Source organism: Actinacidiphila acididurans (assembly GCF_016918855.1).
GTDB classification, from domain to species: domain Bacteria; phylum Actinomycetota; class Actinomycetes; order Streptomycetales; family Streptomycetaceae; genus Actinacidiphila; species Actinacidiphila acididurans.
Window position 1 is genome coordinate 22,883 of record NZ_JADKYB010000001.1, and the last position, 21,272, is coordinate 44,154.

Sequence of the window (21,272 nt, forward strand, 5' to 3'; positions counted from 1 at the left end):
CCTGGCGCGCGGTGGCCCGTACGACCGCGCGCCGGGGTGCCCGTCCCCGCCGGGGGCAGACGCCCGGCAGCATGGGCACGGGCCGGTGACACGAGAGGGCCCGCGACTTCTCCGGAGGGAACATGGCGTTCGACCCCAGCAGCCCCACCGACCCGCAGGACAGCCGGCCGGCCCCCGCGGCGAGCACGAACGGCGAGGCGGTCGAGCAGTCCGTGCCGTACACCTCCGGCACCGAGGGCTACGACACCTACCGCATCCCCGCCGTCGTCCGCACCAAGGCCGGCACCCTGATCGCCTTCGCCGAGGCGCGGGCCGGCACCTCCGACACCGGCGAGATCGTGGTGGTCGCCAAGCGCTCGGGGGACGGCGGCCGAACGTGGGGGCCTTTGCGGCTCGTCGCCGGGGACGGAACCGGCACACAGGGGAACCCCTGCCCGGTGGCGGACCTGCACAGTGGCCGCGTCATCCTGCTGACCTGCACGAACGGTGCCGACGCCACGGAGACGGCGATCATGGCCGGTGAGGTCGAGCCGGCGGACGGGCGCCGGGTGTGGGTGCAGCACAGCGATGACGACGGCGCGACCTTCAGCCGCCCGCGGGAAATCACCGCCGATGTCAAACATCCCGACTGGCGGTGGTACGCCACCGGCCCGGGCCACGCGATCGCCCTGACCACCGGCCCGTACCGGGGCCGCCTGGTCGTCCCCGCCAACCACTCCACGGCCCCGCCCGCCGGCTCTGCCGACACCGGCACGGAGCCCAAGTACTACGGCGGCCACTGCCTGTTCAGCGACGACGGCGGAACCACCTGGCACATCGGCTTCCTCGACGACGCCCCCGACGGCGTGGTCAACGCCAACGAGACCACTGCCGCCCAACTCCCGGACGGCCGCGTCTACTTCAACACCCGCAACCAGAACGGCACCGCTCCCGGGGTGCGCGCGGACGCCCTCAGCGCGGACGGCGGCCGCACCCTGCTGCACCCCTACGCACCCCAACCGGGCCTGGCCGGCACCGTCGTCCAGGGCTCGGTGCTCCAACCCGCCCACGGCCCGCTGCTGTTCTCCGGCCCGGCCGATCCTGCCCGCCGCGCCGAGATGCAACTGCGCGCCAGCCACGACGGCGGCCGCACCTGGTCCACCGTGCTCACCCTGTCCGCGCAGCCCGCCGCCTACAGCGACCTGGTCGAGATCACCGCCGACCACGTCGGCCTGCTCTACGAAACCGGCCCCCGCACCCCCACCGACACCATCACCTTCGCCCGCATCCCCCTGCGCCCGAGCCGCTAGTGCTGTGATCATGATGCAGCACCTGCGGGTACGCCGCCGGAGGGTGAGCGGCTGGTACCGGTCCCGCAGCGCGTGGCGCGGCCGTTCGATCCGCCTGGCCGGGCCACGCGCTGCCGCCACCGAACTCGCTCAGTTGTAGTGGTGCTCAGGCGGTGGCGTGCTCGTGCACGTCAGCGGCCCGACCGCCGGTACGATCCGCTCCACGGAGCCGGGGTTCATATGGACCGATGCCAGCTGCGCGGCGTTGAGGTAGCCGATGAACAGCTGCTTCCCGGCCGGCATCGCGGCGGGAACGAAGGTGAGCGTCACCCTGCCGTCGTGGTCCTTCCCGCCCTTCATCACGCTCGTGACCCCGGGCCCGGACCCGCTGGGACTCAGCTTTCCGTCGTCGTGCGGCCCCTTGCAGAACACACCCTCCCTGATCAGGACCGGGAACCCTGCCTTGCGCAGCGCCTTCTCCAGCCCCGCGTGGTCGCTGAAGTACGCGGCCTTGTCCCAGGTGACGACGAGGGTGCCGTCCTTCTTTGTGTCGACGGTGTACGCGGCCGTCTGGATGTGCACCGACCCCGCGCCGGTGCTGTCGCCGGCCGACGGTGGAGCTGTGGGAGGGTTGCTCAGCGCGGGCACCCCGATCGCGAGGGCCGCGGCGGCCGCCACCCCGGCCGTGCCCACGAGGCGGCGCCGATTGCGACGGGTGCTGCCGGCCGCCTCGATCCGCTCCACCGGTGTGGACATGGTGATGTCGTCGAGGGAATCCCTCAATGCGTTGAGCACCTCGTGCTCGCTCATGGTCAGACCTCCTGGTCGTTGGCGGTGCCGTCATCAACGGCGACGAGTCGGCCGCGCAACGCCGATACGGCTCGCGACAAATGAGCGGTGACGGTGCCCTCCGCGATCCCCAGCACCTTGGCCGTAGCCCTGGTGTCCAGATCAAGGAAGACGCGTAGCGCGATCACTTCCCGCTGCCGCTGCGGCAGTTGACGCAACATGGCGAGCAGACCGGGGTCCATGCCGGGCTCGGCTTCCCGCGGATCGGGCACATCGGGCACGGCGTCCTCCAGCCCGACCTCCTTCCGTTTCCGCCTCCACCAGGACACCCGGGTGTTCAGCGCCGTACGCACGATCCACGCGCGCGGCGCCGGATGCCGGCTGACTTTCGGCCAGGACGCCCAGGCCCGGGCGAACGCCTCGGCCACCAGATCCTCGGCGAGATGCCGATCGCCCACACTCACCAGGACCGCCCGCAGGCAGACGTCCCGGCTGGCTTGGTAGAACTCCCTGAACTCCGACTGCTTCACACCCCCTACACGCGGCAGGGCCCCCACACACTTACTTCGATCCGGCCGCCGCGCTCCAGCCCAACTAGGCGTGGTGGGGGCAGGTGAGCGCGGTCGGGGGAGTGCGGTGGACGAAGGCGGGGCGGAGGTCGGGGTCCGGGGGGTCGTAGTAGCGGTGGAAGACGGCGGTCGCCGAGCCCGACAGCGGTGGGACGATCCAGCTCCAGTCGGTCGGGACGGGGCGTCCGTGCTTGCCCTCGCGCTCCACGTGGGCGAGGAACCGGGTGGATTCCGTGTGGTGGTCGGCGATGGTCACTCCCGCTTGGTCGTAGGAGTGCAGGACGGCCGCGTTGAGTTCGACCAGCGCCCGGTCCCGCCACAGGGTGCGGTCACTGCCGGTGTCGAGGCCGAACAGGGCGGCGACGGCGGGCAGCATGTCGTAGCGGTCGGTGTCGCCCAGGTTGCGCGAGCCTATCTCGGTGCCCATGTACCAGCCGTTGAAGGGCGCCGCCGGGTAGGTGATCCCGCCGATCTCCAGGGACATGTCGCAGACCGCCGGCACCGCGTACCAGCGCAGGCCCAAGGCGGCGAATCCCGGGTGCCGCGGATGCGTCAACGGCACCTCCAGCACGGCGTCCTCGGGAATCTCGTAGAACTCCGGGGACCGGCCGCCGGAGCCGGGCTGCACCAGCAGCGGCAGGACCTCGAACGGGGTCTCGCCGCCCTTCCAGCCCAACTCCTTGGCCAGTTCCACCCGATGCGCGCTGCGCGGGTCGTCGGCGTAGCGCACCAGTTGCTCGCCCAGCAGTGTGGGCGCCGGGCGGCCGGGGCGATCCGGCGCGAAGACGGTGATGACGGGCCGGACGCGGCCCCCGTTGGTCGCGAAGCGCAGATGCTCGAAGCACTGCTCGGCGATGCCGTCCGGGTCCTGAACGTGCCGCATGTCGCGCACCGTCAGGTTGTTCCAGTACAGGCGACCGATGCAGCGTGCCGCGTTGCGCCAGGCCACCCGCGCGCCGAAGGCCAGTTCCTCCGGGGTGTGTTCGTACGTGCCGTACCGCTGCACCTGCGCGGCGACCTCCGCGATTCTCCGCCGCGGGTCGCCGGTCCCCGGGTTCTCCGCGGCGAAGTTGCGGATGAAGGCCGTGGCGGCGTCCAGGACGGCGCCGGGCCCGGGCGGGCGGCGGCCGGGAAGGTCGGTCGGACCGGAGGAGTGCACAGGCTGTTCTCTCCTGCTAGGGGGGATTGTGCTCACGACGCCGTGCCGGGCGGGGCCGGAACGCTCACTCCGCGGCCTGACCCCGCATCCGCCGGGGCAGCAGCGCCGCCTCCAGCGCGGGGACGTCGAAGGGATCGAAGTGGATCCGATCCTGGGGGATGCCCTGCCGGGCCAGAGTGGTGACGGCCTGGGTGACCATGTCGACCGGACCCGACAGGAAGGCCTCGTGCTGGTACCACGGCCCGAACTCGCCCAGGACCTGCGGCAGCGTGCCCTCCAGCCCGGCGATGCGCTCGTGCGAGACCGCGGCCCGTACCGAGAGCCAGTGATGGCGCTGGGACATGCGGAGCATGTCGTCGAGCCCGTAGAGTTCCGCGGCCGTGCGCGCGCCGACGAAGACATCCACGTCGCGCCGGATCCCGTTGCGGGCGGCCTGTTCGACCAGGGCACGGATCGGGGCCATGCCGGTCCCGCCGGCGACGCACACCAGGCTCCGGTCGCTGTGCGGATCCAGCGTCATGTCGCCCTGCGTGGGCCCCAGCCGCACCACGTCGCCGGGCCGGGCGTTGTACACCAGAGCCCTGCTGACCTGGCCCCTGCTGAGCGCGCGCACGTGGAAGGTGAGGGTGTTGTCGGGACGCGGGGCGTGCGCGGGCGAGTAGTAGCGCCAGGCCCTCGGCTTCCAGGGCGTCTCCATGCTCACGTACTGCCCCGCCGCGTACGGGTAGGGGGCGTCGGGCCGCACGGTGATCTCGGCGATGCCGTGGCCGTGCCGCACATGGTGGATGACCTCCGCCAGCCAGACCGCGGGCCGCCTTCGGGCGTCCTCCTCGGCGGCGTGCATCATGACCTGGGCCACGACGCCGTAGCCGTGGCTCCACGCGGCAGCCAGTTCCGGGCTCCATGCCTGGCCGGCGTAGCGGGCCAGGGCGGCGAGCAGGCACTCGCCCACCGCGGGGTAATGGGCATGCAGCGCCCCGAACTTGCGGTGGTCCTGACCCAGACGTGTGCAGAACCGCACCAGATTGTCCGGGTCGTCGACCAGGTCGACGATCCGCAGCAGCCCGCGCAGCAGCCGGTCGCGCTGCACATCCATATTGGCCGGGAACAGATCGCGCACCTGCGGGTATCGCGTGAAAAGGATGGCGTAGAAGTACACCGTCATGTCCGCCGCGAACGGTCCGACCACGGACACACTGGCGCGCATCAGCGCGATTTCGTCGTCCGTCAGCGGGACGAGTTCCGGCAGTGGCCTCGGCGGCGCCGGCGGCTCTGCCGGAGCGGGAACGTGGGGTGCCGGCCTGTTCACCGCTCCCGGCGTCAGCCGGGTCGGATCGTTGGCCGCACTGCCCCGGTGTCCATCGCCTTCCTGCGGAGAACGTCGGGAGAATTTCACTGGGCACCGCTGTTCAGGGCTCGATTACAGAACGGGCTCACCCTAATACAAAACCTTCACGCGTCAACCGCATGATGTGCGTTGGTGCCACAAAAGTGTCCCGAATCGACCGGGAAAGCGCCGCACCGCGAGGGTTCGGTGGGCGAAAACCGTTTTCGGCGGCGATCGGTGCCGTCCGCTGTTTTCAGCGGAACAAGGTTGACACGCGGAATCGGTGAACGGTCGTGAAGACCGTAATGCGGAATTAGTTGGCCAATTTGTGGAAGTCGCACCGATCTCTCATGGTAAATCATGACAACTGGGGCGTTTCGCCGTGGAGATGTGTGAGCGAGCGGTTTGAGTGAGTGGCTTGAGTGAGCGCCGAACGGCGGACGCCGGAGCCCGGGCGGGGAGAAGGCCCGCCCGGGCTCCGGCGCTGTGATCGGCCCGGGAATCGGTCCGGGGCCGATCGGCTCAGGGGTTGAGCAGCTTGGCCGCGAGGGTCGCCGCGTTGTACGAGCCCCAGCCGGTGGTGAAGTCCCAGCCGGCCGCGGCCGAGTAGGCGCCGTTGCTGCCACTGGTGATGTCGTGGAAGCCGGTGCCGGACGCCGCGTACAGCGCGGGGTTGGCGGAGCCGAGCCGGGGCTTGCCCGCCGCGGTGGCCTGCTGGTTGTAGACCGTGGCGAAGGCGGCCCACTCGGGCGCGGCCGCGCTGGTGCCGCCGACCTGGCCCCAACTGCCCTGCGAGTAGATGGAAACGCCCGGGGTCGGAGCGGCCAGCGCCGAGACGTCCGGTACCTGCCGCTTGCCGCCGCCCTGGCTCTTCTGCACCGGCGTCTGCCAGCTCGGGATGGCGAACACCGACGACTTGCCGCCGCCACCGCCGGACCAGGCGGTCTCGCTGCTCCAGGCGTTCGACGAGGTGACGGTCAGCTTGGTGCCGCCCACGCCGGTGACGTACGGGTCGCTGGCCGGGTAGTCCACCGAGGTGCCGCCGGTGCCGGCGTCGTCGGAACCGCTGTCCCCGGAGGCGGCGAAGAAGCCCAGGCCCTGCGCCGCGCCCTGCTTGAAGACCGTGTCGACCGCGGTGATGTTGGAGCTGGTGCGCTGCGTCTCGGCCAGCCCCCAGCTGATGGAGGTCACCGGTATGCCGCTGTCCACGATCGCCTGGTAGGTGTCCACCTCACCCGCGTCGGAGTTGGGGCCCTCGAACACGGTGACGTTCGCGGCCGGGGCGATCGCGTGCAGCACTTCGATGTCCAGCTCGACCTCGACCTGCCCGCCGCCCAGCGGACCCGAACCGCCGTCCACCTTCTGCACGGTGGGGGCCGGGGCGCTCAGGCCGTAGTGGCTGTCGTACGCGCTGATGTTGGACTGCTGGAAACCGTCGAACTCCAGCAGGGCGACCTTCTGGCCGCTGCCGGTGTAGCTGCCGGAGACGTTGTAGCCGCCCTTGATCTGGGCCGGGGTGTAGCCGCCGCCGGGGCCGTTGTGGGGCGTGACGGCGGCGGGCGCCTGGTGGTGCAGCTTCGCGCGGCTGTTGAGGCCGGAGACGTCGCTGACCAGGGAAGCGACGGCGGACGGCAGCGAGGGAGCGGCGTCGTTGGCGTAGAACGACTGCCCCGAAGCGCTGTCCCGCCAGGTCGAGATGCTGGTACCGAAGGCCTTCTCCACCTGGGCGGCGGTTCCGGAGGCGTCGATCAGCAGGTTGCCGGAGTGCACGGTGCCGACCGTCAGGCCCTGGGCGCGCAGGTAGTCGGTGATCTGCTTGATCTCGGCGGTGCTGCGGCCGTACGTCGCCGCGAACTGGGCCTTGGTCAAGTAGTGTCCGTACAGCGCCGAGTGCGGGTCGCTGACGCGGGCGACGAACGTGTCGAGTGCCTTCTCGTTCCTGGGGCGCAGGCTCACCGCGAGCGAGACGCGGTGGTCGGCCGCCACGTGGCCGGTGCGCACGGCCCCGGTGCCGAGGCCGGCGACCACGTCCGCGGACAGTGGCGTGCGGGCCTGCTGCGGGTGCGCGGACGCGGCGTACGCGGCGGGGACGGCCGCGGCCAGCATCGCCGGGGCGACGGCGACAGCCAGCATTTTCAGACGGAGCGTCACGAAGGTCCTCCATGGGGGGAAGCGGGTCCCGGAAGCGGGACGACGACCACGCTAGGCAGCGCGGCGCGGCCGCATAAGCGTGAGAACCCTTGCGGTGCGTGTGAACGATGTGTGTCCTGTGACGGGGGAGTGACGTGGTGGGTCCGCAGGGAGACCCGGTGCGCCCCGGTGAGCGGAGCCGTGGCGGGAAGTGGCGGGAGGGCGCCGCGGAGGACGAGGCGTCAAGGCGTGGCGAGGGACGGGCGGCAAGGTGCCGGGGAGGACAGGGCGGCAAGGTGCCGGGGAGGACGGGAGCGGCAGGGCGGCGGTGTTGCCCCGGTGAGCGGAGCCGTGGCGGGCAGCGGCGGGAGGGCGCCGCGGATGACGAGGCGTCAAGGTGTGGCGAAGGACGGGCGGCAAAGTGCCGGGGAGGACGGGGCGGCAAATGTGCCGCGGAGGACGGGAGCGGCAGGGCGGCGCCGACGCATCCCGGCCCGCGCGGCGTCCAGGTGCTGCCCGTCTGGCGCCCGTCTGGCGCCCGTCTGGCGCCCGTCTGGCGCCCGTCTGGCGCCCGTCCGGCGCCCGTCCGGCGCCCGTGCGGCCCGTGCCGCGCCCCGGTGAGGGACACCAGTGCCCGCGGCGCTGCCCGATAGCCCCCCGCCCCGCGCCCGTCCGGGTCAGCCGGCGGCGGCGACCGCCATCGCGTGCGCCAGCGCCGTACGCGAACGCACACCGACCTTGCGGTAGATGCGCGACAGCGCGCCCTCCACCGTCTTGACGCTGATGAACAGTGCGTCGGCGACCTCGCGATTGGTGGCGCCGCCGGTGACCAGCGCGGCGATCCTGGCCTCGGTCGCCGTCAGACCGGCGGTGCCGCCGCGTTCGGCGGTCACCACACGGGCGAGTTCGTCCCGGGCCCGGGCCGCGAACGGTGCCGCGCCCGCGCCCTCGGCCACGCGCAGCGCCTCGGTGAGGGCCGCGCGCGCTCCCGCGCGGTGCCGGGCCCGGCGTTCCACCGCGCCGAGCGCGGTCAGGGCGCGGGCCAGTTCCACCGGCAGGCCGAGCGGGCGCAGCCGCTCCACCGAGGTCCGCAGCAGCGCCGCGCCCTCCTTCGCCCGGCCCTCCGCGGCCGCCCGGAGCCCCTGCGCCCGCTCGAGCGCCGCCAGGACGCTGCCGGGAGTGCCGTCCCGGACCGAGCGGTACGCCGTCGCCAGCACTTCGGCCGCCGCGGCCGTCTCGCCGAGCGTCACCAGTGCCTCGGCCAGATCGGCGTGCCAGGCCAGCAGCGGTGGGTCGGCGGCGCCGATCGCCGCGCCCGTCTCCAGCGCCCGGCGCAGCCACTCCACCGCCGTGGCCGCGCCCGCGCGATCGCCCGCGAACAGCCCGGCCTGGCCGGACACCGCCAGCGCCCGCAGCAGGAACAGCCGGTCGCCGTCCGCCTCGGAGGCGCGTACCGCCTGCTCGCCCAGCGCCCGGGCGCTTTCCGCCGTACCGCCGAAGGTCTGGGCGAGCGCCGCCGCGTACAGCGCGGGCGCCGACGTCGTGCCGGCCGCCGCGACCACCTCCGCGCAGCGCCGCGCCGTGCCCAGCGCCGCGCGGCACTCGCCGGCCCGTACCTGCACCCGGGTCAGCGCCACCAGGGAGGCGACGGTCTGCTCCCACCCCGCGCCCTGTCCGGCGGCGGCCAGCAGCCCGGTCAACTGCGCGCGGGCCTGGCCGACCCGGTCGGAGTCGAGCGCGAGGACCGCCCGCATCCGGACCAGCCCCCAACTGCGCGGTCCGCCGTCCGCCGCGGCCAGCGCCCGGTCCAGCGCCGCCTCCGCGTCGGCCGGTGCGCCGGCCAGCGACCGTACCCGGGCCAGCGTGGCCAGCGCCGCGATCCGCGTACCGTCGTCGCCGGCGCGCTCGGCGCACCGGGCCGACCGGCGTGCGTACCCGGCCGCCGCGTCCAGCGCGCCGCACAGCAGTTCGCGCTGCGCCGCCCAGTGGTGGAGCGCCGCCTCCAGCGCCGGGTCCCCGGCCGCGTCCCGCAGCCCGTCCTCGATCAGCCCGCCGCGGTCCCGCAGCGCCTGCCCGGCATTGCCCAGCAGCGTGAGCCTGGCCAGCACGCGCAGCCGCGCCGATCGGGAGCCGGCGAGCACGGTCCGGGCGGCCAGTTCCGCCTCCTCGCGCCGCCCCGCGTCGCAGGCGAAGCGGGCCGCGGCCAGCAGCCGCCGGTCGCGGTCGCCGGGGCGGTCGGCCGGGGTCCGGCGGGCGGCCAGCGCGGCCAGTTCCGCGGCGGCGCCCGGATCACCCTGCGCCCGGGCGGTGTCCGAGGCGGCCATCAGCCGGGCGGCGACGGCCTCGTCCTCGTACGGGTGGGCCAGGGCCAAGTGGCGGGCGCGCTCAACCGGTTCGGTGACCACGGCGGCCAGCAGCGCGTGCGCCCGGCGGCGAGCGTCGCCGGAGGCGTCGGCGTGGACGGCGGCGCGCAGCACGGGGTGGGTGAATCGTACGATCCGCGACGGATCCACTGTCAGCACGCCCAGCCGCTCGGCGTGCCCGAGGGCGCTCTCGGCATCCGCGGCCGACCCGACCGTGGCCTGGAGCAGGGTCAGGTGCGGCTGCTCGGCGGTCGCGGCGACGAGCAGGACCTGTCGTACGGCGGCGGGCAGCGCGCGTACCGGCCCCAGCAGCAGGTCCCGCAGGCCCTGCGGTACCGGGAGGAAGCCGCCGGACTCGGCGGACCCACCGGCTGCCGCGGCCTCGCGGCCCAGCGCGAGCGCGTAGAGCGGGTTCCCGGCGGCCGTGCGCAGGACGGCGCGCAGGTCCGGCGGGGACAGGGCGGCGCCGGACGCGAGCAGCAGCAGGGCCACGTCGTCGTCGCCGAGCGGGGGTACGGCGATCTCGGCGGTGTCGGGTGGGCAGCAGCGCGGCCAGCGGGGCCGCTCGCCCTGTCCGCCTTCCGGCACGCGCTCCGCGGCGACGAACCGGATGCCGGTGCCGGCGACCCGGCGGGCGGCGAACGCCAAGACATCGGCGCTGGGTTCGTCCAGCCATTGCAGACCGTCGACGACCAGCAGCACCGGTCCCCGGCGGGCCAGCCGGCGCAGTGTCTCCAGCACGGCGACGCGTACGGCGAGCGCGTCGCGGCTCGCGGCGGGCGACGCGCCGTGCAGCAGTGCGGCCCGAAGTGCCGTACGCGGTCCGGGTGGGAGCGCGGCCAGGACGTGCGCCGGCACCGGCGCGAGCAGGTCGATCAGCCCGAGGTAGGGCAGCCCGGCGTCCTCGGGCGCCGGGGCGCAGCGCAGAACCGTCACGTCACCGTCCACCGCGCCTGGCCCCGGGGCGTCCGGGGCCACGGCGGCGAGCAGTGTGGACTTGCCGATGCCCGCGGGCCCGGTCAGCACGACGCCCTGACCCTTCGCCAGCGCCTCACGCGCGGCCGCCAGCAGCTCCTCGCGCCCGGCCGGTGCGGTGACCGGCCGCCGTCGGGACCACCCGGGCCCGGCGACGGCGGCAGGCTCGGCCGGGATCTCACCGGCAACCCGGTCTGGCACGGTACGGGCCGCCCTTCTGGTCCGGAACCCTCGCGTCGAGGGCGGGCAGCGCGGATCGCCACTCATAAATGTCCATGACAATCATGGGAAAGCGGCTTGTCAATGCCACGATTCCGGCCGGGCCGGGAGGCTTCACACGAACGTCGCGAGCCCTTCAAACCACGGACATACGCGCGCGGCGCCGAGGAGTTGCGGCCCCTCGCGGGAGGGGCCGCAACCGGGGGCTCAGCGCTGGGCCATGGCGGGCGGGGCGGCGTTGACGCCCCAGTTCGTCGGCTCGGCGGAGAGGCCGATCTTGATGGTGTGCGAGCCGAGCAGATCCTGGTGGGAGAGCCAGCTCCGGTTCAGCGCACCGTCCTTCGTCTCCACGGAGGACACGTACTGCAGCTTCGACGCGTCGGCGCCCGGGGCCTCGATCCTGATCTTGTGCCCGTCCGCAGGCCGGATCTCGACCTTGTCGAACATGGGCGCGGTGATCACGTAGTCCGCGGAGCCGGGCTGGGCCTCGAAGATGCCGGCCATGGCGAAGACCAGCAGCGACGAGGTGGCGCCGAGGTCGTCGTTACCGGGCATGCCGTAGACGTTGTCGGTGAAGAGCGTCCGCATCGCGCGCAGCACGGCCGAGGTCTTCCACGGCGAGCCCGTCCAGGTGTACATCCACGGCGCGTGGAAGTCGGGCTCGTTGTTGGGGTTGAAGGCGAAGTTGTTCTGGTAGTCGTACGCGCCGGTCACCCACGAGTCGGAAGCGGCCTTCGCCGGGTCGGTGAGCACGGTGGGCATGTCGAAGAACGTGTCGAGCCGCTGCTCGGCCTGCGCCTGGCCGCCCATGAGCCCGAAGAGGGTCTTCGGGTCCTGCTGGGCGAGCCATTGGTACTGCCAGGCCGTGCCCTCGTGGAACGGCGCGGTCTGGGTGGGGTCGGGGTTTCCGGCCACGGAGCCGTCGGCGTTCTTGGCGACCGGGAAGCCGGTGAAGCCCTGCGAGGTGACGCTCGGGTCCCACAGCTTGGTGAAGTTGTCGCACCGCGCGGCGAGCGTCGCGGCCTTGTCCTGGTAGCCCAGTCCGCCGGCCATCGTGGACAGCGCGCAGTCGGCGAGCGCGTACTCGAGCGTGGCGGAGCCCGCCTGGCGGCTGTCGCCGTACTTGTAACCGGGCAGGTTCTGGTAGGCGACCCAGCCGTTCTTGACGTACGACGGGTTGCCGTCGCGGCCGCGGAAGATCGACTGGTCCGCGGGGACCTCGTTGACGTTCTTCCACAGCGCGTCGAAGAGCTGGTGCGCGGTGTCGCTGTCGAGCAGGCCGCGGTTGTAGATGTCGACGATCCACGGCGTGATGGGGTCGCCGCTCATCACGTTGGTCTCGCTGTTGGCCAGCGCCCAGCGCGGCAGCCAGCCACCGTCCTGGTAGATGTGCAGGACGGACTTGGCCATGTCAGCGGCCCTGCCGGGCTCCAGCAGGTCCACCAGCTGGTTCTGCGAGCGGTAGGTGTCCCACAGGGAGAACATCTGGTAATAGGTGGATTCGGCCTGGTGCACCTGGTCGTCGAAGCCGCGGTAGCGGTTGTCCACGTCGGACCCGATCGCCGGGTCCAGCAGCGAGTGGTAGAGCGCGGTGTAGTAGGTGCGCTGGTCGGCGGCGCTGCCGCCGGCCACCCGCATCCGGTTCAGCTCGTCCTGCCAGGACTTGTGCGCGTCGGCGCGGGCCTTGTCGAAGGACTGCGGCTGCTCGGCCCTGCGGTTGAGGCGCGCACCGTCGATCGAGGTGTAGGAAAGGCCGACCGAGGCACCGACCTGCTCTCCCTTGGCGGGGTCGAACGTCACCCAGGCGCCGGCGCGCCGGCTGCCGCGCGTCGCGTCGCGCTGGTTCGCGGTCAGCGTGCCGTCGGTCCAGGTGCCGAAGCTCGAGAACTTCCGGTCGAAGCGGGCGCTGAAGAAGATCCGGTAGCGCTCCTTGCCGGTCTCGCCGCAGAAGTTGCCCCCCTGGAGCCAGCCTTCCACGGTGTCGTCGCCGACCACGTGGACGTCGCCGGCGTAGGTGCTGCCGTTGCTCTGGCCGACTTCGATGAGGACGTTCTCCGGGCCCGATCCCGCGGGGTAGGTGTAGCGCTGCTGGCCGGTCCGCTGGGTCGCGGTGAGCTCGGCGCCGATGCCGTTGTCGAACTTCACGCCGTAGGAGCCCGGAGCGCGCGTTTCGTTGTCGTGGCTGAACTTCGCGCCGTACTGCGCCGGGTCCGATGACGTGACGGCACCGGTGGTCGGCATGAAGCGGAAGTTGCCCATCGTCTGGCAGCCGACGCCCGACAGGTGCGTCATGCTGAAGCCGAGGATGGTGTTCTGGCTGTAGTCGTACGAGGCGTACTGATTCAGCTGCGTGTCAGGGCTCAACTGCACCATGCCGAACGGGACCGCGGCCCCTGGGAAGGTGGTCCCGTCGCCGTTGTTGCCGATCGAGGTGTCGACCAGCGTGGTGGGGTCGGCGGCGAACTTCGGCCCCTGGTCAGCGGCGCTGGCCACGCCACCGGTGGTGGCGGATGCCATGGTCACGGTGGTGGCGACTGCCAGGGCGGCGAACACGTGTTTGAGCGCTCTCATCGCGATCCTTTCGAGCGACAACGTTGTCAGTCTCGCGGTGCTCGATCTTCGCCGGTTTGGCGTTGTCCCGTCAATCCCCGTCCCATGGGCCCCACCTGTCGCGGACCGCGTAGGACGGCACGGGCCGCGGCACCGTCTTGGCGCGCGAGTACGACGCGATCGCGCAGGTCACGACCACCGTGCCGCGCAGGTCGCGACCTCCGCGTTCGGCGCGGTGGGCGCTCCGGCCGGGGGCGCGTCCACGAGATGTCCGCGGACCGGTACGGTCAGCCCGCGCCGGGCGCCGACAGTCGCCGGGTGATCCGGTCGAACAGCTCCGTCAGCGGCTCGCCGACGTCCTGGCCGAACTCGGTCAGCCCGTAGGTGACCTGGGGCGGTGTCGTCGGCTCGACCGTCCGCCAGACCAGGCCGTCCTGGACCAGCGCGCGCAGGGTCTGGGCGAGCATCTTCTCGCTGATGCCCTGGATGCTCTCGCGCAGTTCGTAGAACCGGAGGCTGTTGCTCCGCAAGGAGATCAGCACCCAGATGCCCCACCTGCTGGTCACGTGGTCGACCACATCGCGCGCAAGGCAGTCGGTGTGAAACACGTCATACCGCTTCCCTGCCTCGGCCTGTCTGTGCTGCGAGCCTCCCGTCATGTCGTGAGCTTACCTTCAGGTACGTCCTTACGAAGAGTTAGCCCGTGCTCCTAGCGTGCAGACCGCAGAGGACATCCGACAAGGAGCTGATCATGATCGTGGTGACCGGGGCTACCGGGAACATCGGCCGGCCGTTGACGCGGGCGCTGGCCGAGACGGGCCATCAGGTGACGGCGGTGTCACGGCACACGGCGCAGGTGCCGGACGGCGTCCGCCACGTGGCGGCCGACCTGGCCGAGCCGGCCGGCCTCAAGCCCGCGCTGGCCGGGGCGAAGGCGCTGTTCCTGCTGCTGTCCGGCGACCTGCACGCCATTGGAGCCCGCCCTGCCGACATCATCGGCGAAGCCGCGGCCGCCGGGGTCCGCCGGGTCGTCCTGCTCTCCACGCTGGGCGTGGCGACCAGGCCCTTCGGCCGAACGCGGATCGAGATGCGCGCGCTGGAGGACACGCTGCGGGAATCCGGCCTGGAGTGGGTCGTCCTGCGGCCGGGCGGCTTCGCCTCCAACGCCCTGTGGTGGGCCGAGTCCGTCCGCACGCAACGGGTCGTCGCCGCGCCCTTCGGTGACATCGGGGTGCCGGTCATCGACCCGGCGGACATCGCCGCGGTCGCCGCGGCCTGCCTGCTGGAGGACCGGCACACCGGCGGCGTGTACGAGTTGACCGGCCCGGAAGTGATCACTCCGCGCCGGCAGACGGAGGCCATCGCCACCGCACTGGGCTCGCCGGTGAGGTTTCACGAGCTCACCCGCGACGAGGCCAAGGCCGCCATGATCCAGAGCATGCCGGCCGAACTCGCCGACGACACCCTGGACATCCTCGGTTCCCCGACCCCGGCCGAACTGCGCGTCAGCCCGGACGTCCAGCAGGTCCTCGGCCGCGCCCCGCGCCCCTTCGCCGACTGGGCCGCCCGCAACGTCGCCGCGTTCCGCTGACGGTCACCCCCGTCGGAGCCGGCCCTCGCGCCGGGCGAACCACCCGGAGGCCGGTACGGGTGGGCGGCACCCGTGAACGGGTGCCGCCCATGCGGAGGATCCGCAGAACCGGACTCGATCAGCCGTCGGACTCCGAGGAGGGGATGTACGCGCCCGGGACGTCATTGGGGGCGTAGATCGTGGGGTCGCCGGGGTACGGCTTGCTCCAGGCGTGGGTTTCGTACCAGGTGAGGCGGTTCATCTGCTCCGGGTTGGCGTAGTCCGGGACGGCATGCGGGCCGGTGAGCCGCTGGTGCGACTTCCAGGTGTCCCACTGGGCCGCGACCGTGGCCTCGGCCGCCGGAACCGCACTCGACGGCACCGGGGCCGCGGCCGGGTCGGCCGGAGCCGGGGTGTCCACGCCACAAGAAGGCGCGGTCGTCAGACCGTCGGTCAGCGAGGTCCGGTTGGGCACCGCGGTGAACGGGGTGTAGTCGGGGTGTCCGGTGAACGCACCGTGCATCGGGCTGGCCGCGGTGTCCTTCTGGTTCATCGGCTGGATCCCGAGGATCTGCTCGATGGTGCGGATCATGGTGATCTGCGAGTAGTAGTGGCTGTCCACGGTCCCGTGCTGGGCCCAGGGGCTGATGATCTGGATCGGCGCGCGGTGACCGTCGACGTGATCCGAGCCCGCCTGCGAGTCGTCCTCGGCCACGAAGATCGCCGAGTCCTTCCAGTACTCGCTGTGCGAGATCTCGTCCACCATGCGGCCGACCGCGAGGTCGTTGTCGGCGACCTGAGCGGCGGGATCGGTCGCACCGCCGGTGTGGTCGTTGGACAGCCAGAACATGTTGAGGTCGGCGGGACCGTTCTTCTCGAAGTCCTGCTGCCAGACCTGCTCCTTGTAGATGTCCGGCACGCTGGTGTCGAACTTCGGGAAGCCCTGGACGGACACGCTGTTGAGCGACGGGATCGCCGAGCCCACCTTGATGGGGTACGCGGTCGGCGCGCCGGTCGCCCGCATGTTCTGGGTGTCGCAGTACAGGTTCTGCCAGGTGGCACCGGTGGGCTTCGTCTCGGACGACTGGAACTCGCCGAAGTCCTTGACCGACTTGCCGGCCGCCTGCGCCCCGGTCCAGATGAAGCCGGACTTCTGGTGACCCAGAACGTCGCTCTCGGTGTCGTAACTGCGCTCGTACTCGCCCGCGGAGGACTCGGTGTACTCCGGGTCGTCGGACTGCATCAGCCAGTTGTGGCCCTCGGCGGAGTTGGTGCCGACGTCGTACGTGTTGTCGTACAGGCCGAACTGCGACGCCAGCGCGTGCTGGTTCGGCGTCACGTTCGCGCCGAACTGGGTCAGCGACGGGTCGCCGTTGCCCTGCGCCATGTCGCCGAAGACCTGGTCGTAGGTCCGGTTCTCCTTGACGATCAGGAAGACGTGCTTGATCGTCGACGGGTCGCCCAGCTTCACCGGGACCGGCACGGGTGCCGCGTCGCCGGTGCCCCGGGTGACCGAGGTGCCGTGCCAGCCGTTCTGGGTGAAGACCTTGCCGGTCTCGGCCTTGATGACGTCGTCGGACGGCAGCGTGAACCGGGTCAGGCTGGAGGTCGTGTCGTGGGTGCCGTGCTTGGTGCTGTTGCGGCGGGCGTCGATACCACGGGTGTTGGAGACGATCACCTCGTTGCCGACGGTGGTCACCTCCGCCGGGAAGTAGTCCGTCGGGAGCAGACCCACGTAGGAGACCGGCTCCTGCGCGGTCGTGTACCGGTAGACGGCGACCGCGTTGGCCCGGCCCAGCGTCACCAGCAGCCGGCCGTCGTCGGTCAGCGTCACCGCGTTCGGCTCGTAACCGACCGACGCCTCCGGCCACGGCTGCGTGGCGATGGTCTGCACGACCTGGTCGCCGGCGGTGTCGATGACCGACACGCTGTTGTCGGCGGTGTTGGTGACGAAGACGGTCCCGTTCTTGGCGTACACCGCGGTCGGGTGCAGACCGACGTCGATGCTCCCCGGGGCGGCGGTCGGGTTCGACACGTCGATCACGCTGACCGTACCCGTGGTGGACGCGCCGGTGTCCGGGTCGGCCGGCACCTTGGCACCGTACGAGCCCATCGTGGTCTCGCCGGGCTTGGCCAGGCGCCCGCCCTCGTTGCTGACGTACAGCTTGTCGCCCACCAGGGCCATACCGCGCGGCGCGTTGCCGACGGCCCAGGTCTGCTCGACGGCACCGGTCACCGCGTTGAGGGCGACCACGCGGTTCTCGCCGTTGGCCGCGGCGTAGACCGTGCTGCCGTCGGGGGAGAAGACCGCCTGGGCCACCACCGCGTGCCTCGACCCGACGTCCGGGATCCCCACGAAGGTCGGCGCACCGAGGGTGCCGTCGGCGTTGACCGGGAAGCGGTCGTAGCCGCGCAGCTGCGGCATCCACAGCGTCTTGCCGTCCGGAGAGTAGTTCGGCCCCTCCTGCCCCACATTGTTGCTGTTGATTTTCAGGTCCGCCGAGGCGGAGGTGCCGACGAGCTGCTGCACCTTCCAGCTGTTCACGTCCACGATGGCCAGCGCCATGCCGCCGTCGGTGACCGTGGCCGCGAGGTGGGTGCCGTCGGGGCTGACCGTGGACGACATGATCTTGCCGTCATTGATGAGGAGGCGGTCGCCGTACGGGGCGATGTACTGGTCGCTGGAGACGACCTGGCCGTCATCGGTGACCTGGCCGACCTGCTGGAAGCCGAACTGGTGGGTCTGGCCGTAAGCGATACCGGCGGTGGTGGCGAGGACGACCGTGGTGGCGATCGCGGTGAGGGTGCCCCGGCGGCCGAAACGTCGGCCGAGGGTGCCGGAAGGGTCCTTCGCGGCACTGCTGCGACGGCGTGTTACCTGCACTGAGATGTGTCCCTTCGGGGTGGAGGGGCGCGACTCCCCGCACCAACGCCCCGGCCCTTTCACTGGAAAGTCACAGGGAGCGTAGGTGTGCCATACAACGTTCGACAGGGGCAGGGAGTTGAACGTTCACAAAACGAGCGACGACCGTTGCCCGCCCTGCGGGAACGTCACGTCAAACGTCTGACCTCAGCCGGCCGGGGACGGTTCAGGGTCGGCGAGGCCGCCGTCGGCGATGCCTCCCGGCTTCGTGAACAGCGCGAACCGCCACCGATCAGGTGTCCTGTACAGCACGATCGTCTTCGGGGTTCCGTAATGACGCCTGTTCGACCTTGACTTGCGTCCCATGCCGGCACGGTAGCCGCGACCACCCCAGTGCCTCAGCTCCGTTTTCGGTGGGTGACGGGCGCCCGCCACGCGGTTCCGCAGGATGGCACAGCACGCAAGCGCTTGCAATATAGTTCGAACTTGTTTCTTTGACGCGCGCCTTGACGCTCATTCCAACACCACCCCACACTGTCGCGCAGCCTCTCCGGATACTGCAGCCCCACAGCTCCCTGCGGAGAGCGCTTTTCGGTGCCTGTCCTGCCTCCCCCACTGGCAAAGGACCATGCGATGCAACGACTGGTGAGACCTCTCCTGCCCTTATGGCTCCTCGCGCTCGTCGCGGCCGTGCTGACGGTCGCCACGAGTCCGGCACACGCGGCGACCACTACGACCGTGACCGTGGACGGCTCGCAGGGTGGCCGTACGTTCGACGGCATCGGCGCCATCAGTGGCGGTGGGGGCAATTCCCGCCTGTTGCGGGACTATCCGGCCGCCCAGCAGGCGCAGATCCTGGACTACCTGTTCAAGCCCGGTTACGGCGCGAACCTGCAACTGCTGAAGCTGGAGATCGGTGGCGACGCCAACTCCACCGACGGCTCCGAACCCTCGATCGAGCACACCAGGGGCACGATCAACTGCGACGCCGGATACGAGTTCTGGCTCGGTGAGCAGGCGAAGGCGCGCAACCCGGACATCAAGCTCTACGGCCTGGCCTGGGCCGCGCCCGGCTGGATCAACGGCGGCTTCTGGTCCACCGACACGATCAACTACCTGATCTCCTGGCTGGGCTGCGCCAAGCAGCACGGCCTGACCATCAGTTACCTCGGCGGCTGGAACGAACGCGGCCACGACGTCGACTGGTACATCCAACTGCGCTCGGCGCTGAACAACGCCGGCTACGGCAGCGTCCAGATCGTCGGCGACGACTCCGGCTGGAGCGTGGCGGACGACATGGCGAGCAACTCGGCGTTCAACAACGCCGTGTCGATCATCGGCGCGCACTACCCCTGCGAGGGCGGTGACGGCGGCAACGCCGACACCTGCTCCTCGACCACCACCGCGAGGAACAACGGCAAGCCGCTGTGGGCCTCGGAGAACGGTTCCCTCGACATGGACGCCGGGGCCCCCGCGCTGATCCGCTCCATCGTGCGCGGCTATGTCGACGCCCGCATGACGGCCTACCTCAACTGGCCGCTGGTCGCCGCGATCTACCCCAACCTGCCGTACAGCACCGTGGGCCTGGCCACCGCGAACTCCCCCTGGTCCGGGCACTACTCGATCGGCGAGGACACCTGGGCCACCGCGCAGGTCACCCAGTTCGCCCAGCCTGGGTGGCAGTTCATCGACTCCGCCTCCGGCTACCTCGGCGGCTTGGAGTCCAACGGCACCTACGCGACACTGAAGTCGCCAAACGGCACCGACTACTCCACCGTCCTGGAGACCACCACCGCCACCGCGGCGCAGACCGTCGACGTCCACGTCCAGGGCGGCCTGTCCACCGGCGCGGTGCACGTGTGGGCGACCCGCGTCAACAGCCCCAGCGCGGCCGCCGACTTCGTCCACACCCAGGACATCACCCCGCAGGGCGGCTCGTACTCCCTGACTCTGCAACCGGGCTGGATCTACACGGTGAGCACCACCACCGGCCAGGGCAAGGGCACCGCCACCGCCCCCGCCGCGCACGGCCTCGCACTGCCGTACACCGACTCGTTCGACAACGACTCCTCCGGCACCGAGGCCACCTACCTGTCCGACATGCAGGGCTCCTTCGAGGCCCGCCCGTGCGCCGACGGCCGCTCGGGGCAGTGCGTGCAGCAGGTGACGCCGGTCAAGCCGATCGAGTGGCAGGACGACTCCGACGCCTTCTCCCTGGTCGGCGACCCGGTCTGGAGCGACTACACGGTCAAGGCCGACGTCGACCTGCAGCAGGCCGGCGCCGTCGAGCTCCTGGGCCGCGCGGGCACGCAGAACCGCCCGCAGAGTCACCAGGCCGCCTACGAGCTGCGGATCGCCGACTCCGGTGCCTGGTCCATCGTGCGGACGTCCGCCGCGGGCGGTTCCACCATCCTCGCCTCCGGCGCGCACGCCGCGCTCGGCACCCGTGCCTGGCACACCCTGGGACTGGGCTTCTCCGGCGACCTGATCACCGCGACCGTGGACGGCGCCACGCTGGGCACCGCCACCGACAGCACGTACAGCGCGGGCCAGGTCGGCATCGGCGTGGTGGGCTACCGGACCGACCTGTTCGACAACCTGTCCGTCACCGCCAATCCGCCCGGCGACCACGGCGGCATCCTCAAGGGCGGCGCGTCGGGCCTGTGCGCGGACGTGCCCGGGGCCTCGCAGACCAACGGCACGCAGCTCGCGCTGTGGGACTGCAACGGAGCCGCCAACCAGTCCTGGACCCTCACCTCCGCGGGCCGGCTGACCGTCTACGGCGGCGCGAAGTGCCTGGACGTCAACGGCGGTGCCACCGCGGACGGCACGGCCGTGCAGATCTGGGACTGCAACAGCACCGCGGCCCAGCAGTGGACCGTCGGCGCGGACGGCGCCGTGGTCAACACCGGCTCCGGCAAGTGCCTGGACGCCACCGGCAACGGCACCGCCCCCGGCACCCTGCTGGAGATCTGGACCTGCAGCGGCGGCGCCAACCAGACCTGGTTCCGGGGCGGCACGACCGGTCCGGTCAAGGGGCGGGAATCCGGTCGGTGCGTCGACGTGCCCGGCCTCAGCCAGACCGACGGCACCCGGCCGGCGCTGTGGGACTGCAACGGCGGCAGCAACCAGACGTGGACCTCCACCACCACCAACCAGCTGACCGTCTACGACACCAAGTGCCTCGACGTCACCGGCGGGGCCACCGCCGACGGCAGCCCGGTGGAGATCTACGGCTGCAACGGCACCGCGGCCCAGCAGTGGCGGGTCCGCTCCGACGGCGCCGTGGTCAACGTCGGCTCCGGCAAGTGCCTGGACGCCACCGCGCACGGCACCGCGAACAGCACCTTGCTGGAGATCTGGACCTGCAACGGCGGGGCCAACCAGATCTGGCAGCGTTCCTGACCCCCAGCTCTGAGAGCGCTCTCCAACCTGGTCGGCGTCGACCCGGCCGGAGCGGCATCCGGGCGGGTCCGCGTCCCGCGTCACT

12 protein-coding genes are annotated in these 21,272 nt (G+C 71.6%); 3 read left to right on the plus strand and 9 right to left on the minus strand.

From position 1 onward, the window contains the following. Positions 1–122 precede the first annotated feature (122 nt). A complete protein-coding gene (locus ITX44_RS00090) occupies positions 123–1,289 on the plus strand; it encodes a sialidase family protein (RefSeq protein ID WP_205354861.1) in 1,167 nt (388 codons plus the stop codon). A 129-nt stretch (positions 1,290–1,418) separates the two neighbouring features. Here the strand turns inward: ITX44_RS00090 and ITX44_RS00095 are convergent, their stop codons facing one another. From ITX44_RS00095 to ITX44_RS00130, 8 genes are all read right to left on the minus strand, one after another. Continuing rightward, positions 1,419–2,078 (minus strand): hypothetical protein, encoded by a 660-nt coding sequence (locus tag ITX44_RS00095; protein WP_205354862.1) that lies wholly within the window; start codon positions 2,076–2,078, stop codon positions 1,419–1,421. A 2-nt stretch (positions 2,079–2,080) separates the two neighbouring features. Beyond that, positions 2,081–2,587 (minus strand): SigE family RNA polymerase sigma factor, encoded by a 507-nt coding sequence (locus ITX44_RS00100; protein WP_205354863.1) that lies wholly within the window; start codon positions 2,585–2,587, stop codon positions 2,081–2,083. 64 nt (positions 2,588–2,651) lie between these two features. Continuing rightward, a complete protein-coding gene (locus ITX44_RS00105) occupies positions 2,652–3,785 on the minus strand; it encodes a nitric oxide synthase oxygenase (protein WP_205354864.1) in 1,134 nt (377 codons plus the stop codon). Between the two features lie 64 nt (positions 3,786–3,849). Beyond that, positions 3,850–4,992 carry a globin domain-containing protein gene (locus ITX44_RS00110; RefSeq protein ID WP_205354865.1) on the minus strand — a complete coding sequence of 381 codons (1,143 nt, stop codon included), beginning with the start codon at positions 4,990–4,992 and terminating at the stop codon, positions 3,850–3,852. Between the two features lie 642 nt (positions 4,993–5,634). Further along, positions 5,635–7,263 (minus strand): S53 family peptidase, encoded by a 1,629-nt coding sequence (locus ITX44_RS00115; RefSeq protein WP_205354866.1) that lies wholly within the window; start codon positions 7,261–7,263, stop codon positions 5,635–5,637. Positions 7,264–7,919: 656 nt separating this feature from the next. Further along, entirely contained in the window at positions 7,920–10,781 is a 2,862-nt protein-coding gene (locus ITX44_RS00120; protein WP_307795013.1) for an AAA family ATPase, read from the minus strand. 225 nt (positions 10,782–11,006) lie between these two features. Next, positions 11,007–13,370, minus strand: coding sequence for a GH92 family glycosyl hydrolase (locus ITX44_RS00125; protein ID WP_205354868.1), 2,364 nt, complete (start codon positions 13,368–13,370; stop codon positions 11,007–11,009). A 266-nt stretch (positions 13,371–13,636) separates the two neighbouring features. Beyond that, positions 13,637–14,008 carry a winged helix-turn-helix transcriptional regulator gene (locus tag ITX44_RS00130; protein ID WP_205354869.1) on the minus strand — a complete coding sequence of 124 codons (372 nt, stop codon included), beginning with the start codon at positions 14,006–14,008 and terminating at the stop codon, positions 13,637–13,639. A gap of 92 nt (positions 14,009–14,100) precedes the next feature. On the opposite strand from ITX44_RS00130, the gene ITX44_RS00135 reads away from it, so the two are divergent. Beyond that, the gene (locus ITX44_RS00135) at positions 14,101–14,940 is read left to right on the plus strand and encodes an SDR family oxidoreductase (protein WP_205354870.1); all 840 of its coding nucleotides are present in this window, start codon (positions 14,101–14,103) and stop codon (positions 14,938–14,940) included. A gap of 118 nt (positions 14,941–15,058) precedes the next feature. Here ITX44_RS00135 and ITX44_RS00140 read toward each other — a convergent pair whose 3' ends face one another. Beyond that, a complete protein-coding gene (locus ITX44_RS00140; RefSeq protein WP_205354871.1) occupies positions 15,059–17,803 on the minus strand; it encodes a bifunctional YncE family protein/alkaline phosphatase family protein in 2,745 nt (914 codons plus the stop codon). A gap of 612 nt (positions 17,804–18,415) precedes the next feature. Between ITX44_RS00140 and ITX44_RS00145 the strand changes: the two genes are divergently transcribed. After that, entirely contained in the window at positions 18,416–21,187 is a 2,772-nt protein-coding gene (locus ITX44_RS00145; RefSeq protein ID WP_205354872.1) for a ricin-type beta-trefoil lectin domain protein, read from the plus strand. Positions 21,188–21,272: the final 85 nt, after the last annotated feature.

Coding starts and splice junctions, on each gene's coding strand:
- ITX44_RS00110 (WP_205354865.1), bottom strand. CDS start 4,992: ATGCGCGCCAGTGTGTCCGTGGTCGGACCGTTCGCGGCGGACATGACG.
- ITX44_RS00135 (WP_205354870.1), top strand. CDS start 14,101: ATGATCGTGGTGACCGGGGCTACCGGGAACATCGGCCGGCCGTTGACG.
- ITX44_RS00125 (WP_205354868.1), bottom strand. CDS start 13,370: ATGAGAGCGCTCAAACACGTGTTCGCCGCCCTGGCAGTCGCCACCACC.
- ITX44_RS00130 (WP_205354869.1), bottom strand. CDS start 14,008: ATGACGGGAGGCTCGCAGCACAGACAGGCCGAGGCAGGGAAGCGGTAT.
- ITX44_RS00090 (WP_205354861.1), top strand. CDS start 123: ATGGCGTTCGACCCCAGCAGCCCCACCGACCCGCAGGACAGCCGGCCG.
- ITX44_RS00095 (WP_205354862.1), bottom strand. CDS start 2,078: ATGAGCGAGCACGAGGTGCTCAACGCATTGAGGGATTCCCTCGACGAC.
- ITX44_RS00145 (WP_205354872.1), top strand. CDS start 18,416: ATGCAACGACTGGTGAGACCTCTCCTGCCCTTATGGCTCCTCGCGCTC.